This is a genomic window from Pseudoalteromonas sp. MM1 (assembly GCF_030296835.1).
GTDB lineage: Bacteria > Pseudomonadota > Gammaproteobacteria > Enterobacterales > Alteromonadaceae > Pseudoalteromonas.
Genome location: NZ_AP027922.1, coordinates 1,954,572 through 1,980,391, shown reverse-complemented (window position 1 = coordinate 1,980,391; position 25,820 = coordinate 1,954,572). Strand labels below are relative to the sequence as shown.

The 25,820-nt window shown below is 39.5% G+C and carries 28 protein-coding genes and 2 tRNA genes; 15 read left to right on the top strand and 15 right to left on the bottom strand.

The features are described 5' to 3' along the window. Positions 1 to 113: 113 nt before the first annotated feature. Positions 114 to 533, top strand: coding sequence for an MAPEG family protein (locus QUE46_RS08980; protein ID WP_286244494.1), 420 nt, complete (start codon positions 114 to 116; stop codon positions 531 to 533). 80 nt (positions 534 to 613) lie between these two features. Here QUE46_RS08980 and QUE46_RS08975 read toward each other — a convergent pair whose 3' ends face one another. Beyond that, a complete protein-coding gene (locus QUE46_RS08975; RefSeq protein WP_286244493.1) occupies positions 614 to 2,461 on the bottom strand; it encodes an ABC transporter ATP-binding protein in 1,848 nt (615 codons plus the stop codon). 91 nt (positions 2,462 to 2,552) lie between these two features. Continuing rightward, the gene (locus QUE46_RS08970) at positions 2,553 to 3,392 is read right to left on the bottom strand and encodes a hypothetical protein (RefSeq protein WP_286244492.1); all 840 of its coding nucleotides are present in this window, start codon (positions 3,390 to 3,392) and stop codon (positions 2,553 to 2,555) included. A 198-nt stretch (positions 3,393 to 3,590) separates the two neighbouring features. Here QUE46_RS08970 and QUE46_RS08965 point away from each other — a divergent pair, with 198 nt between their 5' ends. Next, a complete protein-coding gene (locus QUE46_RS08965) occupies positions 3,591 to 3,995 on the top strand; it encodes a GFA family protein (protein ID WP_286244491.1) in 405 nt (134 codons plus the stop codon). 1 nt (position 3,996) lies between these two features. Here the strand turns inward: QUE46_RS08965 and QUE46_RS08960 are convergent, their stop codons facing one another. After that, positions 3,997 to 4,794, bottom strand: coding sequence for a spermidine synthase (locus tag QUE46_RS08960; protein ID WP_286244490.1), 798 nt, complete (start codon positions 4,792 to 4,794; stop codon positions 3,997 to 3,999). Positions 4,795 to 5,022: 228 nt separating this feature from the next. On the opposite strand from QUE46_RS08960, the gene QUE46_RS08955 reads away from it, so the two are divergent. Further along, on the top strand, positions 5,023 to 6,426 hold the full coding sequence (locus QUE46_RS08955; RefSeq protein WP_286244489.1) for a M28 family metallopeptidase: 1,404 nt from the start codon (positions 5,023 to 5,025) through the stop codon (positions 6,424 to 6,426). Positions 6,427 to 6,564: 138 nt separating this feature from the next. Beyond that, positions 6,565 to 7,011, top strand: a complete 447-nt coding sequence (locus tag QUE46_RS08950) for a DUF4826 family protein (protein WP_029772653.1) — start codon at positions 6,565 to 6,567, stop codon at positions 7,009 to 7,011. A 46-nt stretch (positions 7,012 to 7,057) separates the two neighbouring features. Here QUE46_RS08950 and QUE46_RS08945 read toward each other — a convergent pair whose 3' ends face one another. From QUE46_RS08945 to mnmA, 5 genes are all read right to left on the bottom strand, one after another. Next, complete coding sequence (locus QUE46_RS08945; RefSeq protein WP_286244488.1) at positions 7,058 to 7,516, bottom strand: GNAT family N-acetyltransferase; 459 nt, start codon at positions 7,514 to 7,516, stop codon at positions 7,058 to 7,060. A gap of 9 nt (positions 7,517 to 7,525) precedes the next feature. Then, complete coding sequence (locus QUE46_RS08940; RefSeq protein ID WP_286244487.1) at positions 7,526 to 8,671, bottom strand: cupin domain-containing protein; 1,146 nt, start codon at positions 8,669 to 8,671, stop codon at positions 7,526 to 7,528. Positions 8,672 to 8,748: 77 nt separating this feature from the next. Next, the gene (purB, locus tag QUE46_RS08935; RefSeq protein ID WP_286244486.1) at positions 8,749 to 10,119 is read right to left on the bottom strand and encodes an adenylosuccinate lyase; all 1,371 of its coding nucleotides are present in this window, start codon (positions 10,117 to 10,119) and stop codon (positions 8,749 to 8,751) included. Between the two features lie 32 nt (positions 10,120 to 10,151). Further along, on the bottom strand, positions 10,152 to 10,754 hold the full coding sequence (gene hflD, locus QUE46_RS08930) for a high frequency lysogenization protein HflD (RefSeq protein ID WP_004586725.1): 603 nt from the start codon (positions 10,752 to 10,754) through the stop codon (positions 10,152 to 10,154). After that, complete coding sequence (gene mnmA, locus QUE46_RS08925; protein ID WP_286244485.1) at positions 10,754 to 11,854, bottom strand: tRNA 2-thiouridine(34) synthase MnmA; 1,101 nt, start codon at positions 11,852 to 11,854, stop codon at positions 10,754 to 10,756. The genes hflD and mnmA overlap by 1 nt, the downstream gene beginning before the upstream one ends. Positions 11,855 to 12,193: 339 nt before the next feature. Between mnmA and QUE46_RS08920 the strand changes: the two genes are divergently transcribed. Further along, positions 12,194 to 13,462: a sensor domain-containing diguanylate cyclase gene (locus QUE46_RS08920; protein WP_286244484.1), complete on the top strand. Its 1,269-nt coding sequence runs from the start codon at positions 12,194 to 12,196 to the stop codon at positions 13,460 to 13,462. 35 nt (positions 13,463 to 13,497) lie between these two features. On the opposite strand, the gene QUE46_RS08915 is transcribed toward QUE46_RS08920, so the two are convergent. The 7 genes from QUE46_RS08915 to QUE46_RS08885 are packed head-to-tail and all read right to left on the bottom strand — an operon-like array spanning position 13,498 to position 16,643. Then, positions 13,498 to 13,941 (bottom strand): NUDIX domain-containing protein, encoded by a 444-nt coding sequence (locus QUE46_RS08915; protein WP_286244483.1) that lies wholly within the window; start codon positions 13,939 to 13,941, stop codon positions 13,498 to 13,500. Beyond that, a complete protein-coding gene (locus QUE46_RS08910; RefSeq protein ID WP_286244482.1) occupies positions 13,934 to 14,620 on the bottom strand; it encodes a pseudouridine synthase in 687 nt (228 codons plus the stop codon). The genes QUE46_RS08915 and QUE46_RS08910 overlap by 8 nt, the downstream gene beginning before the upstream one ends. Then, on the bottom strand, positions 14,620 to 14,949 hold the full coding sequence (locus QUE46_RS08905; RefSeq protein ID WP_286244481.1) for a TusE/DsrC/DsvC family sulfur relay protein: 330 nt from the start codon (positions 14,947 to 14,949) through the stop codon (positions 14,620 to 14,622). Before QUE46_RS08905 ends, QUE46_RS08910 begins: the two co-directional genes overlap by 1 nt. Positions 14,950 to 14,952: 3 nt before the next feature. Beyond that, positions 14,953 to 15,219, bottom strand: coding sequence for a sulfurtransferase complex subunit TusB (tusB, locus tag QUE46_RS08900; protein WP_286244480.1), 267 nt, complete (start codon positions 15,217 to 15,219; stop codon positions 14,953 to 14,955). After that, positions 15,216 to 15,572 (bottom strand): DsrE family protein, encoded by a 357-nt coding sequence (locus QUE46_RS08895; protein ID WP_286244479.1) that lies wholly within the window; start codon positions 15,570 to 15,572, stop codon positions 15,216 to 15,218. Before QUE46_RS08895 ends, tusB begins: the two co-directional genes overlap by 4 nt. Continuing rightward, a complete protein-coding gene (tusD, locus tag QUE46_RS08890) occupies positions 15,569 to 15,922 on the bottom strand; it encodes a sulfurtransferase complex subunit TusD (protein ID WP_286244478.1) in 354 nt (117 codons plus the stop codon). The genes QUE46_RS08895 and tusD overlap by 4 nt, the downstream gene beginning before the upstream one ends. 55 nt (positions 15,923 to 15,977) lie before the next feature. Beyond that, complete coding sequence (locus QUE46_RS08885; RefSeq protein ID WP_286244477.1) at positions 15,978 to 16,643, bottom strand: Bax inhibitor-1/YccA family protein; 666 nt, start codon at positions 16,641 to 16,643, stop codon at positions 15,978 to 15,980. Positions 16,644 to 16,894: 251 nt separating this feature from the next. Here QUE46_RS08885 and QUE46_RS08880 point away from each other — a divergent pair. The 10 genes from QUE46_RS08880 (at position 16,895) to QUE46_RS08835 (ending at position 25,764) form a co-directional block, all read left to right on the top strand. After that, a tRNA-Ser gene (locus QUE46_RS08880) sits at positions 16,895 to 16,985 on the top strand. A gap of 52 nt (positions 16,986 to 17,037) precedes the next feature. Further along, positions 17,038 to 17,128 (top strand) — tRNA-Ser (locus tag QUE46_RS08875). Between the two features lie 184 nt (positions 17,129 to 17,312). After that, positions 17,313 to 17,693, top strand: coding sequence for a hypothetical protein (locus tag QUE46_RS08870; protein WP_286244476.1), 381 nt, complete (start codon positions 17,313 to 17,315; stop codon positions 17,691 to 17,693). A 128-nt stretch (positions 17,694 to 17,821) separates the two neighbouring features. Beyond that, positions 17,822 to 18,280 carry a GAF domain-containing protein gene (locus QUE46_RS08865; RefSeq protein ID WP_286244475.1) on the top strand — a complete coding sequence of 153 codons (459 nt, stop codon included), beginning with the start codon at positions 17,822 to 17,824 and terminating at the stop codon, positions 18,278 to 18,280. After that, on the top strand, positions 18,280 to 18,558 hold the full coding sequence (locus QUE46_RS08860) for a hypothetical protein (protein WP_004586713.1): 279 nt from the start codon (positions 18,280 to 18,282) through the stop codon (positions 18,556 to 18,558). Before QUE46_RS08865 ends, QUE46_RS08860 begins: the two co-directional genes overlap by 1 nt. Positions 18,559 to 18,573: 15 nt before the next feature. Then, positions 18,574 to 19,212: an RNA chaperone ProQ gene (proQ, locus tag QUE46_RS08855; RefSeq protein ID WP_286244474.1), complete on the top strand. Its 639-nt coding sequence runs from the start codon at positions 18,574 to 18,576 to the stop codon at positions 19,210 to 19,212. Positions 19,213 to 19,238: 26 nt separating this feature from the next. Further along, complete coding sequence (gene prc / locus QUE46_RS08850; RefSeq protein ID WP_286244473.1) at positions 19,239 to 21,263, top strand: carboxy terminal-processing peptidase; 2,025 nt, start codon at positions 19,239 to 19,241, stop codon at positions 21,261 to 21,263. A 180-nt stretch (positions 21,264 to 21,443) separates the two neighbouring features. Further along, on the top strand, positions 21,444 to 22,904 hold the full coding sequence (gene nhaC, locus QUE46_RS08845; protein WP_286244472.1) for a Na+/H+ antiporter NhaC: 1,461 nt from the start codon (positions 21,444 to 21,446) through the stop codon (positions 22,902 to 22,904). A 43-nt stretch (positions 22,905 to 22,947) separates the two neighbouring features. Next, the gene (pepN, locus tag QUE46_RS08840; protein ID WP_286244471.1) at positions 22,948 to 25,542 is read left to right on the top strand and encodes an aminopeptidase N; all 2,595 of its coding nucleotides are present in this window, start codon (positions 22,948 to 22,950) and stop codon (positions 25,540 to 25,542) included. Then, a complete protein-coding gene (locus QUE46_RS08835) occupies positions 25,543 to 25,764 on the top strand; it encodes a DUF2835 domain-containing protein (RefSeq protein ID WP_024033528.1) in 222 nt (73 codons plus the stop codon). The last annotated feature ends 56 nt before the right edge of the window (positions 25,765 to 25,820 follow it).

Below are 25,820 nucleotides of genomic sequence, written 5' to 3'. Positions count from 1 at the left end.
GCTTTTACATTATTACTGAACCTTTAAATTATAAGTAATTAATTATAAATGACTTATTTTAGGCTTGAAAATTGCAGTAACAACTGAGTTAAAATAATTTTAAGGATATAAAAATGACTGAAGTTGCGCTTTCTGCCTATATGGCGTTTTACGTTTACTTAATAATGTTAGTGGTACAGTGGTCTGTGGCTACCTTTAGCAAGGCTAAACAACCTAATGCTGTACCAGGCAAAATAAGCGATGATTTATCGCACGACAGTTTTATATTCAGGGCTCATCGTACTTTTCAAAACACACTAGAAAACAGTGCGCTATTTATTGGTACTGTGCTGTTTGCATTTGTTATAAATTACCAAAGCCCTATATTTGCTATGTGTGTTTGGGTGTACGTAATAGCACGTTTAATTCATATGGTGTTGTACTACGTTATAGCCACTGAGAAAAACCCAAGCCCGCGAACGTACTTCTTTTTAATTAGTTTTATTGCCAATATTGTCATGCTAATTTTAATTGGCTTAAGGTTAATGGCTTAGCAGCTTTGATTTAATTAAAAAAACGAAGCGTTACCTTAACGCTTCGTTTTTATGTGTGGATTAAAGGCACTCGATAAGACTTAATCTACACCAATAAACCCACCGGTTTGATGCGCCCAAAGTCCAGCATAAATACCATTTTGTGCAATAAGCTCTTCATGGCTGCCTTGCTCTACAACACCGCCTTGATCAAGGACTATTAATCTATCCATTTGCGCAATGGTCGATAGCCTATGCGCAATGGCAATCACAGTTTTACCTGTCATTAAATCATCTAAACTTGCCTGTATTGCTGCTTCTACTTCTGAGTCGAGCGCGCTGGTGGCTTCATCAAGTATAAGTATGGGTGCATTTTTAAGTAATACCCGCGCTATAGCGATACGCTGGCGTTGCCCGCCAGAAAGTGTAACGCCACGCTCGCCAACTTGTGCATCAAACCCTTTATTGCCTTTGCTGTCTTCTAAATCACTTATAAAGTCGAGCGCTTTAGCTTGCTTGGCAGCGCTGAGCATTTCAGCTTCTGAGGCATCGGGTCGGCCGTATAAAATATTATCTTTTACAGAGCGATGCAGCAGGGAAGTGTCTTGGGTCACCATGGCTATATAGCGGCGAAGGCTTTCTTGGCTTACATCGGTAATGTTTTGGCCATCAATTTTAATGGTGCCAGAGTCAGTATCGTAAAAACGCAGTAATAAATTCACTAACGTTGATTTACCAGCGCCAGAGCGACCCACTAAGCCAATTTTTTCACCGGGTTTTATATGTAGGTTTAGGCCGTTCATTACCGGGCCGCGATTGGTTTCGTTAGCGGCTTTACCGTAGTTAAAATGCACGTTTGTAAATTCAATATCGCCTTTAGAAACGTTAAGTGTGCTCGCATTAGGTTTGTCAGCTACTTTAATTGGTGTCGATAAGGTTTTCATGCCATCGGTTGCGGTGCCAATGTTTTCAAATAAGCTACTTATTTCCCACATTATCCACTGGGCCATGCCATTTAATCTGAGCGATAAACTAACGGCAACTGCAATCGCGCCTGCGCTAATCGCACTTAACGACCATAAATATAGAGAGAGTGCGGCCACGCTAAATACTAATAAATAATTTAGGCTATTAATGGCAAAGTTGAGACTGGTTACTAAGCGCATTTGCTTATAAACAGGCTGTAAAAATACATCCATGCTTTGCTTTGCGTATTGCTCTTCACGCTGTGTGTACGAAAAAAGCTTAATGGTCGATATATTTGTATAGCTATCGACTATTCGACCGGTCATTTCTGAGCGTGCATCGGCCTGCGAGCTGGCAATTTTTTTAAGTTTTGGCACAAAGTACATTTGAATGGCAGCATAAAGAATTACCCACACTAAAAGTGGCAGCATTAAACGCCAGTCTGCTTCGGCAACTAAAAACACCATAGCGCCAAAATAAACCACAATATACATTAGCACATCGAGCAGTTTCATAACTGCTTCGCGCACGGCCAGTGATGTTTGCATTACTTTTGTGGCAATACGTCCTGCAAACTCGTTTTGATAAAAGCTCACACTTTGGCGTAATAAGTATCTATGCGCTGACCAGCGAATCGACATAGGGTAATTGCCCAGTAATGCTTGGTGCAAAATAGCCGAGTGAAAAAACACCACAATAGGCAATACGACTAAAAGCACTACTGCCATTTTTATAAGCTCGGCTTTTTGTTCTTCAAACAGAGTTTGCGGTGTGTAGGTGCCTAACCAATCAACCAATTGGCCCATATAGCTAAACAACGACACTTCTAAAATGGCAAGCAGAGCGGCACTAACTGACATTAAAACTAACGACAGCTCCATACCTTTAGTGTAGTGACGACAAAACGCAAATAAGGTAGAGGGCGGCTGCGTTGGCTTTTGCTCAGGAAATGCGTTGGTCATTTTTTCGAATAATCGATACATTTTATAAACTTAAATGACAAATAATAGAAAAGGATCATACCATTTAAGGAGTGCGCTGTAGATCTTTAGCGACTAATTTACTCAGCTACCTTTATCGAATCGGGTTTGTGAGGTTTACGCCTTTTATCATGTAAATGTCGTCATAGCGTAAACCGCCATTTCCGTAGGGCTTTTTATGAGGGCCCGTATTACAGTTAGCCAAAAAATAGCTAAGTGGACGTTCGCGTTTCATTCTAAAGGTGGCATTTTTATAGACTAAGGTTTGATTTTTAAATTCGCCGCCTTGTACGTATACATTATATTGCTGGCCTTGCATTTTTACCGATGCATTATTAACAACGTACCAAATGTTGTACCAACTGTTTGTATCAAGTGGTTGTGCCGATTGCGCTTGCGCATAGTTTTGGATATTACTATAGCCTTTATCAGTTTTGACCATTAGCGCACCGGTGTTGACTAGGCCGTTTGACTCGGTTTTGTCTGTAACCCTAAGAGTGGCTTCGAAGGCATCGTAGCCATGAATGTTTATCTGCTCTGGTTCTAAGTTACTTAATCCAAAAGCATGGTTATTTGGAAAAGAGGCTACGTTAATACGCGTAAAAAAAGTGTAGGTTTCGCCAACAGGCACTGTTTTTGGAAGCTTTTTATAGCTGAGGGCTTTACGGTTGCCAACAATACCGTTTTCGGCAGGCTTTTTAATTAAAAAATGATTAACCCCTTTGGCTGTGTCCTCAACTTCTATTTTAGTTACTTGTGGGTTAGCGACATAAGGTTGAGTTTGGTTATCAGTGTCGGCCTTTGTCCAACCTTTTAGCGGTTGTTGAAAGTTATCGACTAGTAACCACTTTGCAGAAGGGGCGTTTTGATTGTTTTGGCTACAGGCCAATAATCCTGAGCAGGCCACTAACAGTAAGCTGTATTTAACGCGCATAATCCCTCTTTTACTTATGTAAGTATATAAATTGGTATACCAATGCATGGGTTTTAATTTTTAAACCTTAAAATCTATATAACCAATTTGCTGTAAATTAGTCAACCAATATTGTGTTGTATCTAACCTGCTGACGTTTATATTTTAAACGGGTAAAATAGCTAACAACACACAACTAAAAAATAATAAAGGGATTATATGTATACAGGAACGTGCCTATGTAAAGCGGTAAGCATTGAAATTAAAGGGGCTATTTCTCAAATTATTCATTGTCATTGCTCACTTTGCAGAAAAAATAGCGGGACTGCTTTTGCTACAAATGGGTTTGTAAATACTCGCGATTTTACACTTACCAAAGGTAAAAATAATTTAACTGAATTTAATTTTAAACCCGGGCGTGCGCGCTTTTTTTGTAAAACATGTGGCTCACCTATTTACAGTGCAAATGCAGAGGATAAATCTCGCTTGCGGATACGCCTTGGGTTGATAGATGACGATATTACCGAACAGGTAATTTCGCATAATTTTGTGACCTCTAAAGCCAATTGGGAGCAATTAGAAACCCGTTTACCGTGCTATGAAAAGCACGAACCTGGGCGCTAAATCACTCTATGTGATAAATGCTGTTTATCTCGTGGTGAAGGGTGGGCGCCCATGTTTTAAATAATGACGAATGGGCTATTTCTTCTTTATTAATGTGCACTAAGCTTTGCTGAGAAAGTATCACAACAATATTTTTGTATTCGTTAAACTCTATAAGGGCAATACAGCCAAAGTGTTGCCTAAATAGGACGAGTAAAGCTTGGAGCTCTTTACCTGTTTTAGGGTTTAAATTTATAATAATTTGTGCATTTTGCTCACTACAGCGACGTATGTTTTGCCAAAATACGCTATCTGATAAAAAGCCTTGATGTACATCGCCACTAAAAATATCAATTGTGATGACGTTATATGTGCTTGTGCACGTTGCAACAAACAGCTCTGCATTTTGTAAGTGCACAGTATGGTCAGCGGGCAAGTTAAAATACTGCTTTGCAACGCTTATCATCGCGGGGTTTATTTCCACACTTTCAAACACATCTAAATTATTTATATAAGCCGTTTTATTGTGTAAATAATAAATGGCTCGCTCTATTCCTGCAGTGCCTAAACCTAAATTTAAAATCCGCAGTGGCTCAGCTGCTTTAAGTAAAAATAACAGCATACATTGATTAACCGCAATCAGTAATTGCTCATTCTCATTAAGGCTCATCACCCCTTGAATGGTAATATCGCTTTGCGCATTTTGGGCAAGTGTTAACCAGCGATAGGCCGTATTTTGATAGACACAAATAGGCCCATATTGGTTGTTACTAGAGGCTATTAAATTGGCAGAGACAGTGTCGGCTTTAAGCTGGCGCATAGATCACAAATTCAAATAAAACACCCGATTAGTTTGCCACGAAAACACGCTAAGTATATAGCCTATTTATGTAACAAGGTTTGTAGCAGGCTCACTTGCTTAAAAAAAGGGAGTACTTAAGTGGGGTTAATTTTTACAGTTGAGCTTACTTGTATAAAGCTTTAACTCAAAATAGTTGCACTAAATAGGTTGTTGAGTAATGGTAAGGTAAAAAATAAGGAGCTTAAAATGCGCAGAACCCCTTTTTCTATTACAACTAAACTTATTAAATTGAGTGCGTTAGCCTTTGCTTGTACAGCAGGATTAACTGCACACGCTCATGCCAGCATAAAATATGAAGAGCAACAAAAGCTACATGATATTGCAGCCGAAGTATCAGCTAAGCGTATTGGGAGTGACATACAAACGCTGGTGGATTTCGGAACTCGCCATACGCTTTCAGACACTAAGTCAGATACGCGGGGCATAGGTGCTGCACGGCGTTGGATCAAAAAAGAGTTTGAGAAAATATCAGCACAATGTGGTGGCTGCCTTGAGGTTATTGAAGTTAAAGATACTATAACAGGTGAAAAACGAATCCCTAATCCTGTTGAAGTAGTAAACATTGTTGCAATTCAGCGCGGCAGTACTGAGCCAAACCGAATGGTGATTATGTCGGGCGATATTGATTCGCGGGTGAGCGATGTAATGGATTTTACCAGCGATTCACCAGGTGCTAATGATAACGCCTCGGGCGTGGCAGGCGTTATTGAAGCTGCACGCGTACTAAGCAAGCATAAATTTAATGGCTCAATAGTGTATGCAGCGCTTTCGGGCGAAGAGCAAGGCTTGTTTGGCGGTAAAATACTCACAGCGTATGCGCAAAAGCATGATTGGCAAGTTCATGGTGTTTTAAATAACGATATGATTGGCAACATTACCGGTATTAATGGCGTGACCGACAATACAACGGCACGCATATTTTCTGAAGGCACACGTGTAGTAGAAACTAAGGAGCAGGCGCGTACAAGGCGATTTACCGGCGGTGAAGTGGACTCAGCGAGCCGTAATTTAGCCCGCTATATAGATACTATTGCTGATAGGTACATCCCAAATTTAGATACAATGTTAGTTTACAGGTTAGATAGATTTGGCCGAGGCGGGCACCATAGACCGTTTAATGATGCAGGTTTTGCAGCAGTCAGAATTATGGAAACTAACGAGCATTACGACCGACAGCATCAAGACTTACGCACTGAAAATGGCGTGGTTTATGGCGATACAATAGATGGTGTTGATTTTGACTACACAGCAAAACTTACGTCACTGAACGCAGTCACTATGGCTTCAATGGCTTGGGCGCCAGCACCTCCTAAGCAGGTAAAAATTGAAGGCGCTGTTAAGGCCGATACCACACTTTCGTGGCAAAAATCAGATGATGATAATATAGCCGGTTATCGTATTTATTGGCGCTATACCAGTGAGCCACAATGGCAATTTAGTCAAGATGTAGGCAAGGTCACAACGGCTACACTTAAAAATGTGGTTATTGATAATTACTATTTTGGTGTTGCAGCGATAAGCAAAGACGGGATTGAATCGCCAGTGGTGTTCCCGGGTGATGTAGGCTCGTTTGATCACAATATAAAATAACAGCGATTTATTATTTAAGTGTAATTGTGATTAAAAACAAATCAAATGATGTATTTAAGGTGCAAAGTAGCTGTTTTATGCTTGCACCTTATTTGTTATGCACTTAGAGTGTAAAAAAAAGCAGTAAAGGTTAATAAAATGCAGCAAGAAGAAAAAAAACCATTAACAGCGCAAGAGCAAGCACAAATAGAGCAGCAACGTGTTGCTTGGCAACGCGAATGTTTTCAAAATGCCCAAAAATATTTAGCAGAAAAAGGCATTATGCCTAAATCAGTAATAGACAAAGACAGCCGTTTTTTAGCGCCACTGTGTGCTATGTGGAAATTTAAAGCGCAAAACGGCAAGAGCTATTGGGTAATAACAGGGCGCTTACCAACGGATCATGCTGAAGTTAGCGCAGCAAAAGATGCACGTGATGCCATGCGTTATTTTTCATTACAATGGCAGTTAAAAGCGGATCAAATAATGAGTGTTGGCGCTCGTGATAAAACACAGGTCGACTTTGCTAATTTATTAATAAACCGTGCTCACGGCTTATATGAAATGCATGAAAACGAGCAGCTTTGGGCCAATGAGCCAAAATAAAATAATGCGTGTATAACCATAAAAAAGGGCAATTAACGGCCCTTTTTTAATGTACTAATGTAAATGGTTTAGTGACAAATTCAGACACATTGCATTGCATTCGCTGCCTTGGTATACCTGCTTCCATAAAGACTCCTCCTTGTTGTATAAAGCCGTTTCGTCTAAAACGCTCTACTTCATTTAATATGCAATTAATACTAATGGCTTTATGGCCATCGTTTGCAGCAAGTTGAACTATAAAGGTTAGAAGCGATGTGTAAACGTGGCGATTTCTGTGCTCTGGTAGCACGGCAATACGGCCAATTAAACCGTCACTACAAAGCCTACCTGTAGCCACAGGCAATTTGCATTCATCAGTCACTAAAACGTGGTGAGCAATTTTATCGAGGCTATCAAATTCTATGCGTTTGGGGATGTGTAATTCGTATACAAAAACCTTTTCACGTATTTGTTGAAGTAGGTCTTTTTGTATATCCCAGTCAACTTTACTAACTTGATAGCCCATAGCTCACCCCTAGTTAAACCAAATTCCTTCATTAACTAGTGTAGTAAAAGTTTGAATAAAAACTAGGCTTGGTTGAGCTGCGTTTAAGTCTTCAGTATTAAAATAGCTGTTATTAGTTAGAAGTTTAACAGCATTTATATCTGACAATGGCAGTGGGTAGTTCTCGCCATTAACACTTAACAGTAGGGTATCTTCAAGTTGCTGGTAAATAGCACGGACTCCACCTAAGCGTTCAAATTCCTCTTCATTATTTGCTAATAGTTCACTCATTTGTTCGCAAGTTATGGGCTCTTCAAGCGGTGCTAAGTCCATTTCGTGCATGGCTTGGCTAAGCGTGTTACCTAACCATTGCTTAAATAATTCATCGTTATTTAATAGCGCTTGCATTAGCGTTTTTACTTTATCGGCTTCGCTATCTAAAAGCTCACCTTTAGAGCCTCTTAGAGCTAAAGTATGATCGGTATAACGTTTTTGACCGCTGTCGATATCAATAATATGATCAGCAAAGCTAGAAAATAAATCTTGTTGATTAGGTGCTCTAAAGCCTACTGAATAATTTAACGCGTTTTCTATCGCGTAGCCTTCATGTGGGCACCCTGGGGGTATATATAGAATATCGCCGGGTTCTAAAATACAGTCTATTACAGCTTCAAATTGCTCAACTTGCAGTAGTTTTTTATTTTGTGCAAATTGTTTAAGTGTTGGATCGGGCAGGCCAACGCGCCAATGACGCTTACCCTGGCCTTGAATAATAAATACATCGTACTGATCTAAGTGAGGGCCAACGCCACCTTTAGGGGTTGAGTAACTGATCATTAAATCATCTATTCGCCAATTTGGTATAAATCTAAACGGCTCTAACAGTTGGGCTGCATCGCTATGCCAATGATCTACCGCTTGTACCAACAAAGTAGCATGTCGCTCAGTTAAATTTTTAAAATCTTCAAATGGGCCTTGGTATGTTTGCCAATCGTTATCGTGGTTGGTAACAATTCGCGACTCTATACTTTCTTCCATAGCAAGACCGGCAAGCTCTTCTGCCTCTATTGGGTCTTGAAAGTCTGTAAAGCCTTGTTTAATTAATAGTGGCTTTTTTTGCCAATATTGGTTTAAAAATTCTTGCTCACAGAGGTTATTTATTTTTAATTGGTACATAGAGTTGGCCTATAATTTTTAGTACAAAAAAAGCGAAAGGAGTTATCCTTTCGCTTTTTATATGTGCAATTTAGTATTTAAACTAAATCGTCAATAAACTCAACAGCACGGCCAATGTAGTTGGCAGGTGTTAGTTTTTTCATTTCAACTTTTGCGTGCTCAGGCAGGTCTAAACCATCAATAAAGTCGGCCATAATCTCTTGATTTACACGTTTGCCACGCGTTAAATCTTTAAGTTTTTCGTATGGTTTTTCAATACCGTATTTACGCATAACTGTTTGAATTGGCTCTGCAAGTAATTCCCAGTTTTGATCAAGCTCGTCGAGTAAACGTTGCTCATTCACTTCAAGTTTGCTTACGCCTTTAAGTGTCGATTGATACGCAATAAGCGTGTAACCCATACCCACACCTAAGTTACGTAAAACGGTTGAGTCGGTAAGGTCACGCTGCCAACGAGAAACAGGTAGTTTTTGTGCAAGGTGAGCAAATATGGCATTTGCTAAACCTAGGTTACCTTCTGAGTTTTCAAAGTCGATAGGGTTTACTTTATGCGGCATTGTTGAAGAGCCGATTTCGCCAGCAATGGTTTTTTGCTTGAAGTGGTTAAGGGCAATGTAACCCCAAACGTCACGATCAAAATCAAGTAAAATAGTGTTAAAACGAGCAATGGCATCAAATAGCTCAGCGATGTAGTCATGCGGTTCTATTTGCGTAGTGAATGGATTAAACGTTAAACCAAGGCTAGTTACAAAGTTGCTTGCATGGGTATGCCAATCGTAATCTGGGTAGGCACTTAAGTGGGCATTATAGTTACCTACAGCACCGTTAATTTTACCTAACATTTCTACCTGTGCGATTTGGTCGCGTTGACGCTTTAAGCGCATGTATACGTTAGCAAATTCTTTACCCATAGTTGAAGGCGTAGCAGGTTGGCCGTGGGTACGCGTCATCATAGGCACTGCTTTGTACTCAATTGCTTTTTCTTTTATGGCGTCAAGTAATTGGTCGCAGTATGGCAATAATACTTTATCGCGAGCTTCTGTAAGCATTAAACCATGAGATAGGTTATTAATATCTTCTGAGGTACAAGCAAAATGAATAAACTCGTTAATAGCGTTAATTTCGCTGTTATCGGCTACTTTTTCTTTTAGTAAATATTCTACCGCTTTAACATCGTGGTTTGTGGTGCGTTCAATGTCTTTTACGCGTTGTGCGTCTGCTTCGCTGAAGTTATCAACAATGGCATTTAAAAGTGCATTGGCTTGTTCGCTAAATGCAGGTACTTCTTTAATATCGCTTGCTGCAGCTAAGGCTTGCAACCAACGCACTTCAACGGTTACGCGGTATTTGATTAAGCCAAATTCGCTGAAAATACTGCGTAGTTCAGTGGTTTTGCTGCCGTAGCGACCATCCACTGGAGAGATAGCGGTTAACGCTGAAAGCTCCATAATAACTCCTAAATTTTAGTTTTGAACGATAATTAAATGTTTGTTTTTGCAATAGCGAGAATTTTTCTTTTTGCAAAGAAAAAGTGACGGCGTTTACCGCCCATTTGTCGCCATAATACAGCACTGCGAATTCCTGCTAATAAAAGTGCACGAATCTTATTTTGCGTTTGCTGCTGTTTTAATAACTCGGGTTTGCCATAAACCTGAATTCGGTGCCCAAGGGGGCTCAGCACCGACGAGTATATATCTGCTAAACCGGCAACTACGGTGTCATCGGTTATGGCAAAGTGGTCTAAGCGACGATGAATGTCGTCGATACGACGGCCAAGTTCAGCTAAGCTTTTTGGCTCGTTATTTAAAATACGTTCAAGCTGCATTAAACCACCTACGTACTTAACTATTTCCACATCTTTTTGGGCGCCAGCAGTGAGCTGTGCCATTAATGTTTTATAGCCGTCGCGCAAGTTATGCGTACCTTGATAAACATCAACCGGCGATGCAGGTGATGTTTGTACGATACTTGTAAATAGCACGTCTAAGTCTGAATCGTTTGCGCTGCCGTATTGCGCAATTTTTTGTACTTGTTTTGCCACTTGGCACATGGCCGCAAGCGCCATGACTTGGTGTTGATTCATTACTTAATCACCGAATCTATAATACCGCCACCTAAACACACATCATCGGCATAAAATACAGCTGATTGACCTGGTGTAACGGCTTTTTGTGGTTCATCAAATAATACGCGTGCCATACCATCTTCGCCAACTAAAAGGGTACAATTAATATCTTCTTGGCGGTAACGGGTTTTAACGGTGCAACGCGTTGTGCCTTGTGGACCAACACGGTCTACCCAATGTAATTGATTGGCGTTTAAGCCATTGCTGTATAGGCGAGGGTGGTCTTTACCTTGCCCTACAACGAGCACATTGCGCTCTACATCTTTATCAACAACGTACCAGGGTTCGCCAGAGCCTTCTTTCATGCCACCAATTAACAAGCCTTTACGTTGGCCAAGTGTATGATACATAAGCCCTTCGTGCTCTCCGACGTTGTTGCCGTCATTATCTTCAATCACACCTGGTTGAGCAGGTAAAAACTTTTGTAAAAAGTCTTTAAACTTACGCTCACCAATAAAACAAATACCGGTGCTGTCTTTTTTATCATGAGTGATTAAGTCTTGCTCTTCTGCAATACGGCGTACTTCTGGTTTAGCTATATCGCCTACTGGGAAAAGAGTTTGGCCTATGTGTTCATGGCTTAAGGTATATAAGAAATAGCTTTGATCTTTGTTATCGTCTAAGCCTCGGCACATAACATATTTGTCATCTCGTAGTTCACGACGAACATAATGACCTGTTGCAATATAATCGGCGCCAAGTGCTTGTGCTGCAAATTCTAAAAATGCTTTAAATTTAATTTCTTTGTTACACATAATATCTGGGTTTGGCGTACGGCCGGCTTTGTACTCTTCTAAAAAGTACTCAAAAACGTTATCCCAGTATTCGGCTGCAAAGTTAACGGTATGAAGCTCAATGCCTAATTTGTCACACACTGCTTGTGCATCTTTTAAGTCTTCAGCGGCTGCACAGTATTCGTCATTGTCGTCTTCTTCCCAGTTCTTCATAAACAGGCCTTCTACTTGGTAGCCCTGTTGTTTTAATAAATATGCAGATACAGAAGAATCAACACCGCCGGACATGCCAACGATGACTTTAATGTGACTATTTTCGCTCATGAATAATTTCGCTTATACAGATTGCTGTTAACTTGGAAAGGCCGCGATTATAGCACGCATTTTGTTTTTGCTTAAAGGGAGGAGTAGTGCAAACTCACGATTTTGTCGTTATTTTATTCATATAATAAATAGCAAATAAGACTGAATCGCATTTAACATAAAAAATCACGAAAACTTTAAATAAGCCATTGTAAAAAGATTTTTCGGTGCCATTATTGTCTGAACACATAATAATTATGCCCGTATTACCTTGTGTTTGCAGCACAATTAAGGAGCAGGCAAGATTTTGTGTTTTAAATTTGCTCTTTATTGTCTTAATATTTTCAACGGAATGAATATATGAATTATGCCTTTCAGGTAAAAAAGCTTACGACCTTAATTACATTTTATACCACCAACTCAAGCTTTCATGTAAAGCAGTTACTTGAAAACCCAGCGAGTGAGTTTAAGCAGTCGGCTTACAAACTTTTTCATGAAATATTTAAACACACACTGCCTGTGGATTTTCAACAGCCGAGCCCCGTTGATGATATTTTTAACTCGGTTAATGAATCTTTAAGTTTAATTAACCAAGCAGAAGTCGCTTTAACTGAAGCGACGCAACAATGGTGGCGTGAGTGGTATTTTGTGTTAACAATGGAGCATTCACTGTCTCACGATAAAGAAGATGCGCCTTACAGTTTCCTTTCAAAAAAAATGCACCACCCTATGAAGCGCCACGAAATGAGCCATTACGCACATTTGTTTACTATTTTGCCTATGCCTATCTCTAATGTATGTGCAAAAACAGGGGATATTATCCGCGTTAACCAGCGTTTTATTGATGTATTTGGTTACACCGTTGACGATTTACCTAATTTAGACCAGTGGTGGGTAAAGGCTTACCCCGATGCACATTATCGTGAAGCGGTTAAAAAAACGTGGCAATCGGCATTAGAAACTGGCAATGAAACAGGGCAAGACATTCCCGCGCACGATTACCATGTGACTTGTAAAAACGGCAATACAATTACCATGGAAGTATCTGGAATCAATTTGGGCGATGAATATATTGCTGTATTTAATGATGCGACCAAGCGTTTAGAAGATCAAAATATTTTACGCGACATGGCATTCTTAGATTCGCTAACACAAATAGCAAATAGACGTCGTTTTGATGAAAAGCTAAGTAAAGAGTTTGAAAAAGCCGTTGAGTGTGGTGACGACTTGGCGATTATTTTAATTGATATTGATCACTTTAAGCTATTTAACGACCGCTACGGGCATGTTGAAGGAGATTTATGTTTGTATAACGTGGCGCAAGCAATAGCGTGCACGGTAAGCCGCACCGAGGACTTTGTGGCGCGTTATGGTGGAGAAGAATTTGTTGTATTGCTGCCTCAAACCGACAAACAAGGGGCTTTATTTATTGCTGAGCATATTCAAAAAGCAATTGAAGAGCTACATGTTCCTCACGAAGACAGCTTTACCGGCTACTTAACTCTTAGCATGGGTATTAACGCGATAGGTAAAGATGATAATTGCGATCAAAAAGAGTTTATTAAGGCTGCCGACAGCGCACTTTATTATTCTAAAAGGCAAGGACGAAATTGTTTAGCATTAAGTTAACTTTTAGCCTTGAGAATTATATAAAGCGCAGGTGTTTAATTATCGTCGTAAATAAACTCAACGTCTTGGATAGGGCGGTTTAGACTGTCTTCAATACATTTTAAAACTAAATGACTTCTTAGAGGCAGCGTTTTTATGTCTTCTAAAGTGTGCCAGTCGGCGCTAATTATATCTGTGTCTTTTGGGCTGGGCTCAGTCGTGGTTTGAGCGCCATCAAACATAAAACAAAAGCGCAAATAATGTACCCCATTTGCCGCATGTAAGTTATAAATACCGACTAAACCAATTGGGGTTAAGGTTAAACCTGTCTCTTCAAAAAGCTCTCTGCTGGCTGCTTGAGCTAGTGTTTCGTTTAATTCTAAATGGCCGGCAGGTTGGTTATAGCAAATAGTAGCAGTAAATTTATCTCGCTCTTTTACGAGTAAAAAGCTGTCTCCTTTTTTTACTACAGCAGCAACCGTAACATGGGGTTTATGCATTTTCATCCCCCTTAAGAACACGGTATTGAGCGCTCTCAATGTCATCAAGCGTATAATTACCAATACTGTAGCGAATAAGCCTTAATGTGGGGTGCCCAACATGAGCGGTCATACGGCGAACTTGCCTATTGCGTCCTTCGTTAATTGTAATACTTAACCACGTTGTAGGAATCGACTTTCGCTCTCTAACGGGTGGCACGCGAGGCCAAATATTCGGCTCATCAATAATTTTTACGTTTGCGGGTAAGGTAATACCATCTTTTAGTTCCACCCCCTTACATAGGGCATTAATAGCCTCTGCACTTGGCTCGCCCTCAACTTGCACCCAATAGGTTTTATTGGTTTTTTTACTTGGTGCGGTAAGGGTATTTTGAAGCTTTCCGCAGTTTGTTAAAAGTAATAACCCTTCACTGTCGCGGTCGAGTCTTCCTGCAGCGTATACATCTTTAATGGGAATGAATTCAGCTAAGGTTTTTCTGTTGGCATCATCAGTAAATTGGCACAGCACATCGTATGGTTTGTTAAATAGCACAATTTTTTTATCTTTAGACGCTATGGCGGGCTTAACTTCCCGCGAAATTGTGCTTTTTTTAGTTAGCGCACTGCGTGAATAAGTTCTACCCGTAGTGCGTTTAGTGGTACTTTTACTTGCGCGATTATGTATTGGTTTACTAGCCATTAAATACACCTAGCGGGTTTTGGTAACCCAGCAATTTTTGTGGCTTGTTTTGCAGGGCCCTTAGGAAACAATTTATACAAATAAATGCTATTGCCTTTGTCTTCACCAAGGGCTTTTGCCATGGCTTTAACAAGCATTCTTATTGCTGGGCTGGTGTTATACTCTAAATAAAAGCCGCGCACAAAATTAATGACTTCCCAGTGCTGTTCGCTAAGCGTTATGTTTTCTTGCTCTGCTATTACGGGCGCTAACTCTTTTGTCCACAAGGTGTAATCAAGTAAATAGCCTTGCTTATCAGTGTCGATTTGTTGATTATTAAATTCAAGCATAGATTACCAAGTAATAGATTGGTTAGTAGATAGTGTAAGGGTAACAAACTCTTCGTAATTTATAAGTGTTTGGCCTGGGGTTAGTTTAACCGCGCGAGCTTGGGCATCTTCTAAAAGCAACATTAGCGAGTTGTTTAATTGAAAGTATTGCTTAGCGGCATAACAGGCATCACCAACAAGGAGTACTTTATCGGTGTCTTGAATTAAGTTTTCAAGCTGAGTTGAGTCGTAATAAGCCAGTGGCTTTGAAAAAATATGTAATGTGCTCATAGGTTCACCACAAAATTTTGCTGACTTATTAATTGTTGCTGCTCGGTGTAATTTAGGCTGGTTGTATCAATAATTAATTGAGATTTACTTAAGTTGTAATCAAGTAACGACTTTTCACAAACATATATGTTTTCTACTTCATAGATTTCGAGTGTTTTAATGTTTTTAAAAAAATCTTTTACACCCAGTTGCTGCGTTGATTGATTATGCTTTAAAGCAAGTACCGCTGGGCCGCTAAATAGCCAGCTAATATTTTGCTCCACTGCAGCAAATATTAGTGACATGTCTAAGGCATCACGGGTATTAAGCTCATCAAAGGGGCTGGATTGGCTCATCACTAAAACGTTTTTCATTTAAACTGTATCCATTTATCTGCTTCGCTCGCTAACATTGCAAATTCAGCAAGCCCTGCAACAGTAAACACACCTGTTTGACTTGTATCTAAGCCGCGTTTTTCTGCTGCAGTAATACAGAGCATTAAGTTGACGTTTTTATCTGCAAGCTGTTGCCAGTACGTAGGAGTTTGCAGTTCGTCCGAAGCTAGCTCAAAATATGTTGATGCGTGATAAATACCATTTTGATACAAAAATATCGCATCTATAGTATGGCCTTGTGCTAAACATGCATTTGCAAACTTTATAATGCGCTGCGTTGAATCATGATCTGAAGGTGGAGTATGTAAAGAAAGAACAAATCGCGCCAAAACAATTCCAATAAAAAAGCCCCAATAAAGGGGCTATTTTAACAGAACTATTTAATTAGTCATCACTTGCGCCAAGAAGGTGCAGTAAAGAGGTAAATAGGTTATATACGTTTAAGTATAGAGAGACAGTAGCGCGAATGTAGTTAGTTTCACCGCCGTTAATAATACGGCTTGTATCAAATAAAATTAAGCCAGACATAATTAACACAACAGCTGCGTTTAGCACCATAAACATTAGCGAGCTGCCAATGAAAATATTAACTATGCTTGCAACAATAACGACTAATAAGCCCACAGTTAAAAAACCACCCATAAATGAGAAGTCTTTTTTAGTGTTTAATGCATAAGCCGATAGACCAAAAAATATTAATGCAGTTGAACCAAGCGCCTGCATAATAAGCATTGGGCCATTAGGCATAGCCGCATAATAGTTAAGTAGTGGGCCAAGGCCTGCGCCCATACAGCCAGTAAAAGCAAATACCCAAAAAACGCCTGAGGCTGAGTCTGCTTTTTTGTTTACAACAAATAATAAACCAAACGAAACCAGTGTGAACACAATTCCCATAAAGTAAGGTAATTGTAATGCCATTGAAATACCCGCCGTAACAGCACTAAATGCTAATGTCATGGCCAGTAAGAAATAGGTGTTTTTAAGTACCTTGTTTGTTTCAATGGTCGACATTACCGGTTTAGCGGTATTGTACGAATGATTAAATGCCATTGTAGAGCTCCTTTAAGTGAAACATGTTTGTTTCGATAATTTAACTAAAATTAGATTACCAACTCTTATATGTTTGGGCAAACCTTTGTAGATCAATAGCGTGTTATTTTTTAATTAAAGTTCATTTGTGTATAAATAATAGCGCTTTTGTTTTATCTTTGAACAAATTAATTGTTTTTTAAGCACTTAAACAGTTTTTTTTAAAAAAAGCTTCACAAAGCCAATGGGTTTCCCTATTATGCAGGCCGTGCGGAGAGATGGCAGAGTGGTCGAATGCACCGGTCTTGAAAACCGGCATAGGTTTGTAGCCTATCTAGGGTTCAAATCCCTATCTCTCCACCACCTAATTACAATAACTATGAGTACACTCTTACTTGTAGTTTATAGCACTTTTGGAGAGATGGCAGAGTGGTCGAATGCACCGGTCTTGAAAACCGGCATGGGTTTGTAGCCCATCTAGGGTTCAAATCCCTATCTCTCCACCATTATATTAAAGCCCGCTTTTAGCGGGCTTTTTTGTTTTTAGATTAGTTGATTCAGTAACACTTTTCTTAACTCAAAAATACGTATAATTTCCCATCATAAATTACGACCATAGTCTCTGTTTCTAACCTTAAGAACTTGGTGCATGCTTAAGATAATGTTTGTAGTGTGTATTTAGGAACTTAAATGAAACATCAACTAGCAAAAAGTGTCGCGCTTTCTTTATTATCTCCCGTTATTGTTGGTAGTTTACTTGGCCTTTATTATGGGCTCACTATGAATGGCGATACGGCTACCATTTTTTTACAACTATTAATGACGGCAATCGCCAATGCACATATTGTTGGCCTTACTATGGCCGCTTTTGTTGTGCCTGGTTATTTGCTTATGTTTAAGTATGCAAAAGTAAATTATTCAGGGGTACTGACTCTTGGGTTGCTTGGTGGCGCAATTTTTAGTTACCTATTGAGTGCTACAACAGGCGAGATATTTTTAATTAATAGTGTAATGGCCGCTTTTGCTGCAGGACTATTTTTATTTGGCTTGCGTAAATCAGCAAAAAAATAATTGCAGAAATATTAATCAAGCGTGCTCAAAAACGGCGCTATTTCTGTTTTTTTGCCTGTAAAAGGTTTCAATTTTTCACGACAAAGAGTACCTTTAGCTACTGTCTGTTTAATAAGAAGTAGTTTGGTATGCAAAAGCACGATTTTTACCAGTCATTAGTTAAGCAAACTGAATCACTAATTGCTGGTGAATCTAATGTCATTGCTAATATGGCTAACATAAGTGCGCTATTATTTACCTCATTAGAAGATGTAAATTGGGCGGGCTTTTACTTTATGGATTCGCCAAGTGAATTAGTGCTTGGGCCTTTTCAAGGTAATCCAGCGTGTATACGTATCCCTGTTGGAAAAGGGGTGTGTGGTACGGCTGCAGCAACATTAAAAACTCAACTAATTGAAGATGTACATGCGTTTGAAGGCCATATAGCTTGCGATGCAGCGTCTAACTCTGAGATTGTTGTACCTATCATGAAAAATGATAAAATAGTTGCTGTTCTTGATATCGATAGCCCAACTATTGGTCGATTTGATACTGATGACCAAGCAGGTCTTGAAGCATTAGTTAAATGCTTAGAGGCAAGCTTATAATGAAAGACTTGCTAAATGTTCAAGACTACCTATTCGCAGTACAAGATGTAGGCGATTGGGAAGGGGAAGAAGAACATGTAGCGGAAACGCTCAATGATTTGATTCACATAGCCTGGGATAAACTCCCAGATGATTTAGATTGTGAATCAATCGATGAAATAATAAATGGTATTTGGGAACACCTTCGAGGTGATTTGGCTGTACTTGAGGCCGACTTCGAAGAGTTAATCGACTGGGTAATACACTACGTTGATTCGTCCCTTGATGAAAAGATGTGAAAAATAGGTTCTAAAATGGAAACCACAAACAAGCTAAAAGATATTAATGAAGTGCTGGAATTTCTTTATCAAGAATTTCCACAATGTTTTAAACAAAAAGACGGTATTAAACCGCTTAAAGTCGGTATTTTTAAAGATATTGCCGAGCGTATCGAAGGGTCTGAAAAAGTAAGTAAGACTCAAGTACGTCAAGCGCTTAGAAAATACACGTCTAACTGGCGTTATTTAGAAGCTGTGACTAAGTCAGAGTTTCGTATTGATCTTGATGGTAATCAAGGTGAAAAAGTTGAGCAAGAGCACATTGACCACGCTCAAAAAGCACTAGAAGAAAGCCGTGCTAAAATGGCAAAACGCAAAAAACAACAGCGTCCTCGCCAAGATTCAGATTCTAAATCTTTCAAGAAAAAACCAGCCCACTCTAGCAAAAACAATGCACAAGCTAACAAACCAGCTAAAGCAGCCCCTGCTAAACGTTCAGGAAAAGTTGAACCTTTACCTGAAAGTGAGGTCAAGGTTAATAACAAGGTTAAGGTAAAACTTGGCCAAGCACTTGTAAATGCGGTAATTACTGAAGTAAACAAAGACGAAGTCCATGTTGAATTAGTAACAGGCATGCAAGTTAAAACCAAAGCTGACAGCTTATACATTATTTAAGTTGTAAATAAATTAAGGAGTTGTGTATGAGTAAAAAGTTTACGCTCATTCCGTTAGTTGCTGCCCTGTTTTCGGGTTCTTTATTCGCTTCAGTTGAAGCGGCAAAACTTGAAGACTTGCCTGTACTTAAACAAGAAAGTCAACATGGCACTGCCAGCAAACGAGTGGCTAACTTATTTGCTCGTTCACACTATACACCGGTTCGATTTAACGATGCGCTTTCTAGTAAAGTGTACGATCGTTATATCGAATCCCTTGATTTTAATAAAAGTGTGTTTTTAGCAAGCGACATTGCTGCGTTTGAAAAATACCGCAACGATTTTGATAATGCGATTACCACTGGCAAGTTAGGTTTTACGTTTGATATTTTTAACTTAAGCTTAAAGCGCCGCTTTGAACGTTATGATTACTCTTTATCACTTCTAGATAAAGAAATGACGTTTGATAAAGACGACGAATACTTTTTTGACCGTGAAGATTCAGCATGGCCAGCATCACAAGCTGAGCTTGATGAAATTTGGCGTGAACGCGTTAAATACGATGCTTTACGTTTAAAAATGACCGGTAAAGATTGGGAAGGGATTAAAGAGGTTCTTACCAAGCGTTATAAAAATGCACAAAAACGGTTAGTACAAACCAATTCAGAAGATGCATTTCAAATTGTGATGAATTCGCTAGCGCGAAGCATTGAGGCGCATACGTCGTACTTATCACCGCGCCGTGCTGAACAATTTAAAATGGATATGGACTTAGAGCTTGAGGGCATTGGTGCTGTTTTAAGCCCAGATGAAGATTACACCGTTATTCGCAGCTTAGTACCAGGTGGCCCAGCCGATAAAACAGAGCAGCTAAAAGCTGACGATAAAATAATTGGCGTTGCTCAAGATCAAAAAGAGTTTGTTGATGTTATTGGCTGGCGTTTAGACGATGTTGTTGATTTAATCAAAGGCCCAAAAGGCACTAAGGTACGTTTACAGTATCTTAAAGGTTCTGATGCGCATGGTACGCCTAAAGTCGTTGAGATCACTCGTGATAAAATTCGTTTAGAAGATAGAGCCGCAAAATCGGAAGTATTTGAAGCAAGTTACTCCAATTTAACTTCAAAAATTGGTGTTATAGAAATACCTGGTTTTTACAACAACCTTTCAAAAGACGTTAAAGTTGAACTAGCCAAACTTAAAGAAGAAAACGTAGACGGTATTATTATTGATTTGCGCCAAAATGGCGGTGGATCATTATATGAAGCTACACAGTTATCAGGCCTCTTTTTTGACCAAGGTCCGGTTGTACAAATTCATACATTAAATAACCGAATTGAAGAGCAAAAAGACCGTGACGGAATTACCTATTATGATGGCCCATTAACAGTTTTAGTTGATCGTTACAGTGCTTCTGCCTCTGAAATTTTTGCCGCCGCAATGCAAGACTATGGCCGCGCGGTTATTATTGGCGAGCAAACCTTTGGTAAGGGAACGGTTCAGCAGCACAAAGGATTAGGCCGTGCGTATGATTTATACGACAACGATTTAGGTAGCGTGCAATACACTATTGCTAAATTTTACCGCATAAACGGCGGCAGTACTCAGCATAAAGGGGTTATTCCCGATATTTCATTCCCTTCAGCGATAGACCCAGCAGAATGGGGCGAGAGCAAGCAAGATAATGCATTGCCGTGGGACAGCATAGTTCGAGCTAAGTATAATAAGCAGGGTAATTTAACGCCTGTAATCACTTATCTTGAAAAACAGCACGAAGTACGTATTAAGTCAGAGCCAGAGTTTAGTTACGTATTTGATGATATTGCCCGTTACAACGAAGAAAAAGATCGCAAAACTATTTCTTTAGTTGAAGCAGACCGTATTAAAGAAAAAGATGAAAACGAAGCACGTACTCTAGCGCGCACTAATGAGCGCTTAAAGCGTTTAGGTAAAGAGCCAATAGAAAACCTAGATGATGTACCTGAGATAATTGAAGAGCTTGACCCTTTCTTAGAAGAGGCAGCACTGATCACTCAAGATTACATTAACTTTGGCCGTATCGCTAAAAAATAAACACGTGTTTACCCCGTTTAGAAGGCGCTTTTTGCGCCTTTTTTGTTACCTAAATTTCGCTAAATTGCTATAATCGCAAATTACTACATTGAGTTACATTACTGTGGCTTAAAAAAGCACTGATACGCTAAAAATAATAAATAACCACGCCGCGGTATGTGGTGTGCAGGAGTCACTATTTTGAAGCCTTTAGAAAAACCAATTAAACCCGCCTCATTTTTTGATGCACTTGTTCCTATTACTGTTTTAATTTGCCTTTTAGGCGCAGCGGTCTATTTATTTGGCGATAATTCGTCATCAGGCCCCAACCAAATAGCGTTATTATTTGCCACCTTTGCAGCGGCATTAATAGGGCTAAAAAATGGTTATACGTGGAAAAAGCTTGAAGAAGCGATGATTGAAGGTATTACCTTATCATTGGGGGCAATTTTAATTTTATTAATGGTGGGTGCCTTAATTGGTACTTGGCTGTTGTCGGGCACCGTGCCAACACTCATTTATTATGGCTTACAGGTTATTAACCCAAGCTGGTTTTACGCCGCAAGTTGCTTAATTTGTGGCATTGTTGCAATGAGTATAGGTAGCTCTTGGACCACAGCCGCCACCATAGGTGTTGCGCTTTTAGGGGTGGCCACCGGTTTAGGGCTTGATCAAACTGTGACGGCAGGGGCGGTTATTTCGGGTGCCTACTTTGGTGATAAACTCAGTCCGCTATCTGAAACGACTAACCTAGCACCGGCTGTTGTTGGAGCTGATTTATTTGAACATATTCACCACATGCTATGGACTACTGTTCCTAGCTTTGTTATTGCATTAATCATTTTTATATTTATGGGCTTTAATGCAACTGCCTCCAACGAAGCTGGCAGGATCGACGAAATAACAGCGATTTTAGAGCAAAACTTTAATATTGGCTTTGAAATGTTAATTCCATTAATTGTGCTACTAGCTTTAGCGATTAAAAAAATGCCAGCATTTCCAGCTATTTCAATTGGCGCTGTAATTGGTGCTGTGTGGGCCATGTTGTTTCAGTCAGATTTAATAGCGACACAAATTGACCTTTCTCAGGGGGAGCTGGTTGGTTATTTCAAAATTATTTGGACGACTTTTTTCGATGGTTTTAGCATCGACACGGGCGATGACAAAATGGATTCATTGCTCAGTGGTGGCGGTATGGCAGGGATGTTAACTACAACATGGCTGATCATGACGGCTCTTATGTTTGGTGCCATTATGGAAAAAACCGGTTTATTAGATATTTTTGTTAAGAGCATTTTAAAAATAGCAAAAAGTACAGGCTCCCTTATTACATCTACCATTGCTACTTGTGTGGGCACAAACTTAATAGCGGCTGATCAATACATCGCTATTGTAGTGCCGGGTCGTATGTTTAAAGAAGAATATAAAAAGCGTGGCTTAAAGCCCGTTAATTTATCGCGTACTTTAGAAGATGGCGGCACAATAACAAGCCCGTTAATTCCTTGGAATACCTGTGGTGCGTACATGCAAAGCGTTTTATTAATAAACCCATTTGACTATGCCTTGTATGCTTTCTTTAATTTAATTAACCCTTTCTTAGCCATTATTTATGCGTACGTAGGCATTAAAATTTTACGCATTGAACCTAAGCAATCTGCATAAATCTAAATAGCTCCTTTATTAAGGAGCTTTACTTGGAGTAACTATGACTGTTTCAGTAAAGCCAAAAGCGCAATACTTAAAAGATTACACTGCGCCAAATTTTTCTATAGAGCACACTGAACTCACTTTTGACTTACAACCACTAAATACAAAAGTGACGGCGCTACTAACGCTTAAAAGAACAACAAATCAAAACTCAGCGCTTGTGTTAGATGGCATAGACTTACAATTAGTGGAGCTGCAAGTAGACAACGTTGCTTATACTAATTATAAGATTGAAGGTGAGCAATTAATCATTAATGATTTACCTCACACATGCCAGCTTAAAATTGTTACTGAAATTTCTCCTGATACAAATACTTCTTTAGAAGGCTTGTATTTATCTGGCGGAGCGTATTGCACGCAATGTGAAGCGCAAGGTTTTAGAAAAATAACCTACTTTTTAGACCGCCCTGACGTGCTAAGCACGTACGATGTGACGATTATTGCTGATAAAAGCTTTAAGCATTTACTGTCAAATGGTAACCAAATTGACAGTGGTGAAACAGCTGATGGCCGCCATTTTGCTAAATGGCAAGACCCATTTAAAAAGCCAAGTTATTTATTTGCATTAGTAGCGGGCGATTTTGATGTACTAAAAGACACTTACACAACAAAAAGTGGGCGTGAAATAGAGCTTGCGTTGTTTGTTGATAAAGGCAATTTATCTAAAACACCACATGCAATAAACTCTTTAAAAAAAGCCATGCATTGGGATGAAACACGCTTTAACCTAGAATACGACTTAGATATTTACATGATTGTTGCCGTGGATTTTTTCAATATGGGAGCAATGGAAAACAAAGGGCTAAATGTATTTAATAGTAAATGCGTATTGGCTAACCAAGAAACCGCCACCGATAAAGATTATCACACGATAGAGTCTATTGTTGGTCATGAGTATTTTCATAATTGGACGGGAAACCGTGTTACTTGCAGAGACTGGTTTCAGCTATCGTTAAAAGAAGGGCTCACAGTATTTAGAGACCAAGAGTTTAGTAGCGATTTAGGCTCACGCGCACTTAACCGCATTGATGCTGTTAAAGTAATGCGCACACATCAGTTTAGTGAAGATGCGGGGCCAATGGCGCACCCAATTCGCCCTGAAAAAGTTATCGAAATGAATAACTTTTATACCGTAACGGTGTACGATAAAGGGGCTGAAGTTATCAGAATGATGCACACTTTGTTAGGTGAGGTTAATTTTCAAAAAGGGATGCAGCTTTACTTTGAACGCCATGATGGTCAAGCGGTTACCTGTGATGATTTTGTTGCTGCAATGAGTGATGCTTCAGGCATAGATTTAACCCAATTTAAGCGTTGGTATAGCCAATCAGGGACACCACGATTAAATGCAACACAGCACTATGATCACGATAAGCAACTTTATACTTTAACAATTGAGCAAACAGCTCCGCTAAATCAGCCAGATAACAAGAGCCTTCATATTCCATTTGCCATCGAATTATTAGATGAAAATGGGCAAAGTATTGCACTTACTTATCAAGGTGAAAAACAAGACCATGTGCTTAACGTAACTGCACCTGCACAAACGTTTTATTTTGATCAAATACCTGCTCGCCCAGTGGCTGTGTTACTAGAAGATTTTTCTGCGCCCTGTATTTTAAGCCAGCAAAATTCAGAACCTGATTTACTGCACATTATGCGTTTTGCGCGCAGCGATTTTTCGCGTTGGGATGCGCAGCAGCAGTTATTCATTAATGCAGTTAAGCAAGCAGTCAACGCACCAAAGCGCGCAACATTAAGTGAAAACGTTATTAATGCACTACGTGTGTTAATAAGCGCACAAAGTGGCGATTTAGCACTTATAGCAGAGCTTATAAAACTGCCAAGCTTTGATACATTTGCCGCTGAGTTTGACATCATTCCCGTTGACGAAATCATTACAATCACTAAGTTGTTTGAGCAACAAATTGCTGAGCAATTATCTGATGAGCTTTTACATTGTTACAGTTCGTTAGTAGATGATGGCAGTATCAATCCAGATGCAGTGGCTATAAGAGCGCTCAAAGGTGTTTGTTTACATTACTTAGCTAAAATACCTTCAGAGCAAGTTGACCGCTTTATTAAAGAATCGGCAGGTTCAGCGAATATGACCAATGTTTTAGCCTCATTAAGTGCGGTGGTAAAAGCATCACACCCATTGAGAACCATATTGTTAGATCATTTTGATAGCCAGTGGCGTCATGATGTTTTAGTTATGGATAAATGGTTTGCGCTGCAGGCTATGCAATCTGGTGATGATGCTATTGAGAATATAAAAGCGTTGTACGCGCATCCTAGCTTTGATTTTTCTAACCCAAATCGTGTACGCGCATTAGTGGGCAGCTTTAGTCATTTTAATACCGCGCAATTTCATCGTAAAGATGGTGAAGGTTACGCATTATTAGGTGATTTACTTATTAAGCTAAACGCGATTAATCCGCAAAATGCCTCTAGAATGTTAACGCCTTTCATGTCGTGGAAACGCTTTGACACAACCCGTGCTCAAGCCATGAAAGCACAGTTACAACGCTTAGCAAGCCTTGAAGGGTTAAGCGCTGATTTATATGAAAAGGTTGAAAAAGCACTTAATTAAATGATTGAGTATTATTTTTCTTTACACCTGAGCTACAACAAATGTATGGACTACTACCATGGTCGTTTTAGCTCAGTACAAGTGGTTGAGGATAACGGCAAAACAATACGTTTTGCTGCCTCGCACTTACGCCCTTATATTTCATCTATTGGAATAAGAGGGCGTTTTAGACTTTTACTTACCCCCGAGAATAAATTTATTCGTCTCGAACGTATCGCCTAACCTACTGTTTTTATGTTATAGATACATAGAAATATTATCTTTTTGTTAATTTCAAT

Bases quoted from the DNA above. Each gene is read 5' to 3' on its own strand.
- QUE46_RS08915 (WP_286244483.1), bottom strand. From the start codon at position 13,941: ATGCATAAACCCCATGTTACGGTTGCTGCTGTAGTAAAAAAAGGAGAC.
- QUE46_RS08950 (WP_029772653.1), top strand. From the start codon at position 6,565: ATGCAGCAAGAAGAAAAAAAACCATTAACAGCGCAAGAGCAAGCACAA.
- QUE46_RS08920 (WP_286244484.1), top strand. From the start codon at position 12,194: ATGAATTATGCCTTTCAGGTAAAAAAGCTTACGACCTTAATTACATTT.
- QUE46_RS08870 (WP_286244476.1), top strand. From the start codon at position 17,313: ATGAAACATCAACTAGCAAAAAGTGTCGCGCTTTCTTTATTATCTCCC.
- QUE46_RS08865 (WP_286244475.1), top strand. From the start codon at position 17,822: ATGCAAAAGCACGATTTTTACCAGTCATTAGTTAAGCAAACTGAATCA.
- hflD (WP_004586725.1), bottom strand. From the start codon at position 10,754: ATGAATCAACACCAAGTCATGGCGCTTGCGGCCATGTGCCAAGTGGCA.
- QUE46_RS08955 (WP_286244489.1), top strand. From the start codon at position 5,023: ATGCGCAGAACCCCTTTTTCTATTACAACTAAACTTATTAAATTGAGT.
- QUE46_RS08835 (WP_024033528.1), top strand. From the start codon at position 25,543: ATGATTGAGTATTATTTTTCTTTACACCTGAGCTACAACAAATGTATG.
- purB (WP_286244486.1), bottom strand. From the start codon at position 10,119: ATGGAGCTTTCAGCGTTAACCGCTATCTCTCCAGTGGATGGTCGCTAC.
- QUE46_RS08940 (WP_286244487.1), bottom strand. From the start codon at position 8,671: ATGTACCAATTAAAAATAAATAACCTCTGTGAGCAAGAATTTTTAAAC.
- tusB (WP_286244480.1), bottom strand. From the start codon at position 15,219: ATGAGCACATTACATATTTTTTCAAAGCCACTGGCTTATTACGACTCA.
- pepN (WP_286244471.1), top strand. From the start codon at position 22,948: ATGACTGTTTCAGTAAAGCCAAAAGCGCAATACTTAAAAGATTACACT.
- QUE46_RS08860 (WP_004586713.1), top strand. From the start codon at position 18,280: ATGAAAGACTTGCTAAATGTTCAAGACTACCTATTCGCAGTACAAGAT.
- QUE46_RS08960 (WP_286244490.1), bottom strand. From the start codon at position 4,794: ATGCGCCAGCTTAAAGCCGACACTGTCTCTGCCAATTTAATAGCCTCT.
- mnmA (WP_286244485.1), bottom strand. From the start codon at position 11,854: ATGAGCGAAAATAGTCACATTAAAGTCATCGTTGGCATGTCCGGCGGT.
- QUE46_RS08895 (WP_286244479.1), bottom strand. From the start codon at position 15,572: ATGAAAAACGTTTTAGTGATGAGCCAATCCAGCCCCTTTGATGAGCTT.
- QUE46_RS08885 (WP_286244477.1), bottom strand. From the start codon at position 16,643: ATGGCATTTAATCATTCGTACAATACCGCTAAACCGGTAATGTCGACC.
- QUE46_RS08910 (WP_286244482.1), bottom strand. From the start codon at position 14,620: ATGGCTAGTAAACCAATACATAATCGCGCAAGTAAAAGTACCACTAAA.
- QUE46_RS08965 (WP_286244491.1), top strand. From the start codon at position 3,591: ATGTATACAGGAACGTGCCTATGTAAAGCGGTAAGCATTGAAATTAAA.
- QUE46_RS08980 (WP_286244494.1), top strand. From the start codon at position 114: ATGACTGAAGTTGCGCTTTCTGCCTATATGGCGTTTTACGTTTACTTA.
- QUE46_RS08970 (WP_286244492.1), bottom strand. From the start codon at position 3,392: ATGCGCGTTAAATACAGCTTACTGTTAGTGGCCTGCTCAGGATTATTG.
- proQ (WP_286244474.1), top strand. From the start codon at position 18,574: ATGGAAACCACAAACAAGCTAAAAGATATTAATGAAGTGCTGGAATTT.
- QUE46_RS08905 (WP_286244481.1), bottom strand. From the start codon at position 14,949: ATGCTTGAATTTAATAATCAACAAATCGACACTGATAAGCAAGGCTAT.
- prc (WP_286244473.1), top strand. From the start codon at position 19,239: ATGAGTAAAAAGTTTACGCTCATTCCGTTAGTTGCTGCCCTGTTTTCG.
- QUE46_RS08975 (WP_286244493.1), bottom strand. From the start codon at position 2,461: ATGTATCGATTATTCGAAAAAATGACCAACGCATTTCCTGAGCAAAAG.
- QUE46_RS08945 (WP_286244488.1), bottom strand. From the start codon at position 7,516: ATGGGCTATCAAGTTAGTAAAGTTGACTGGGATATACAAAAAGACCTA.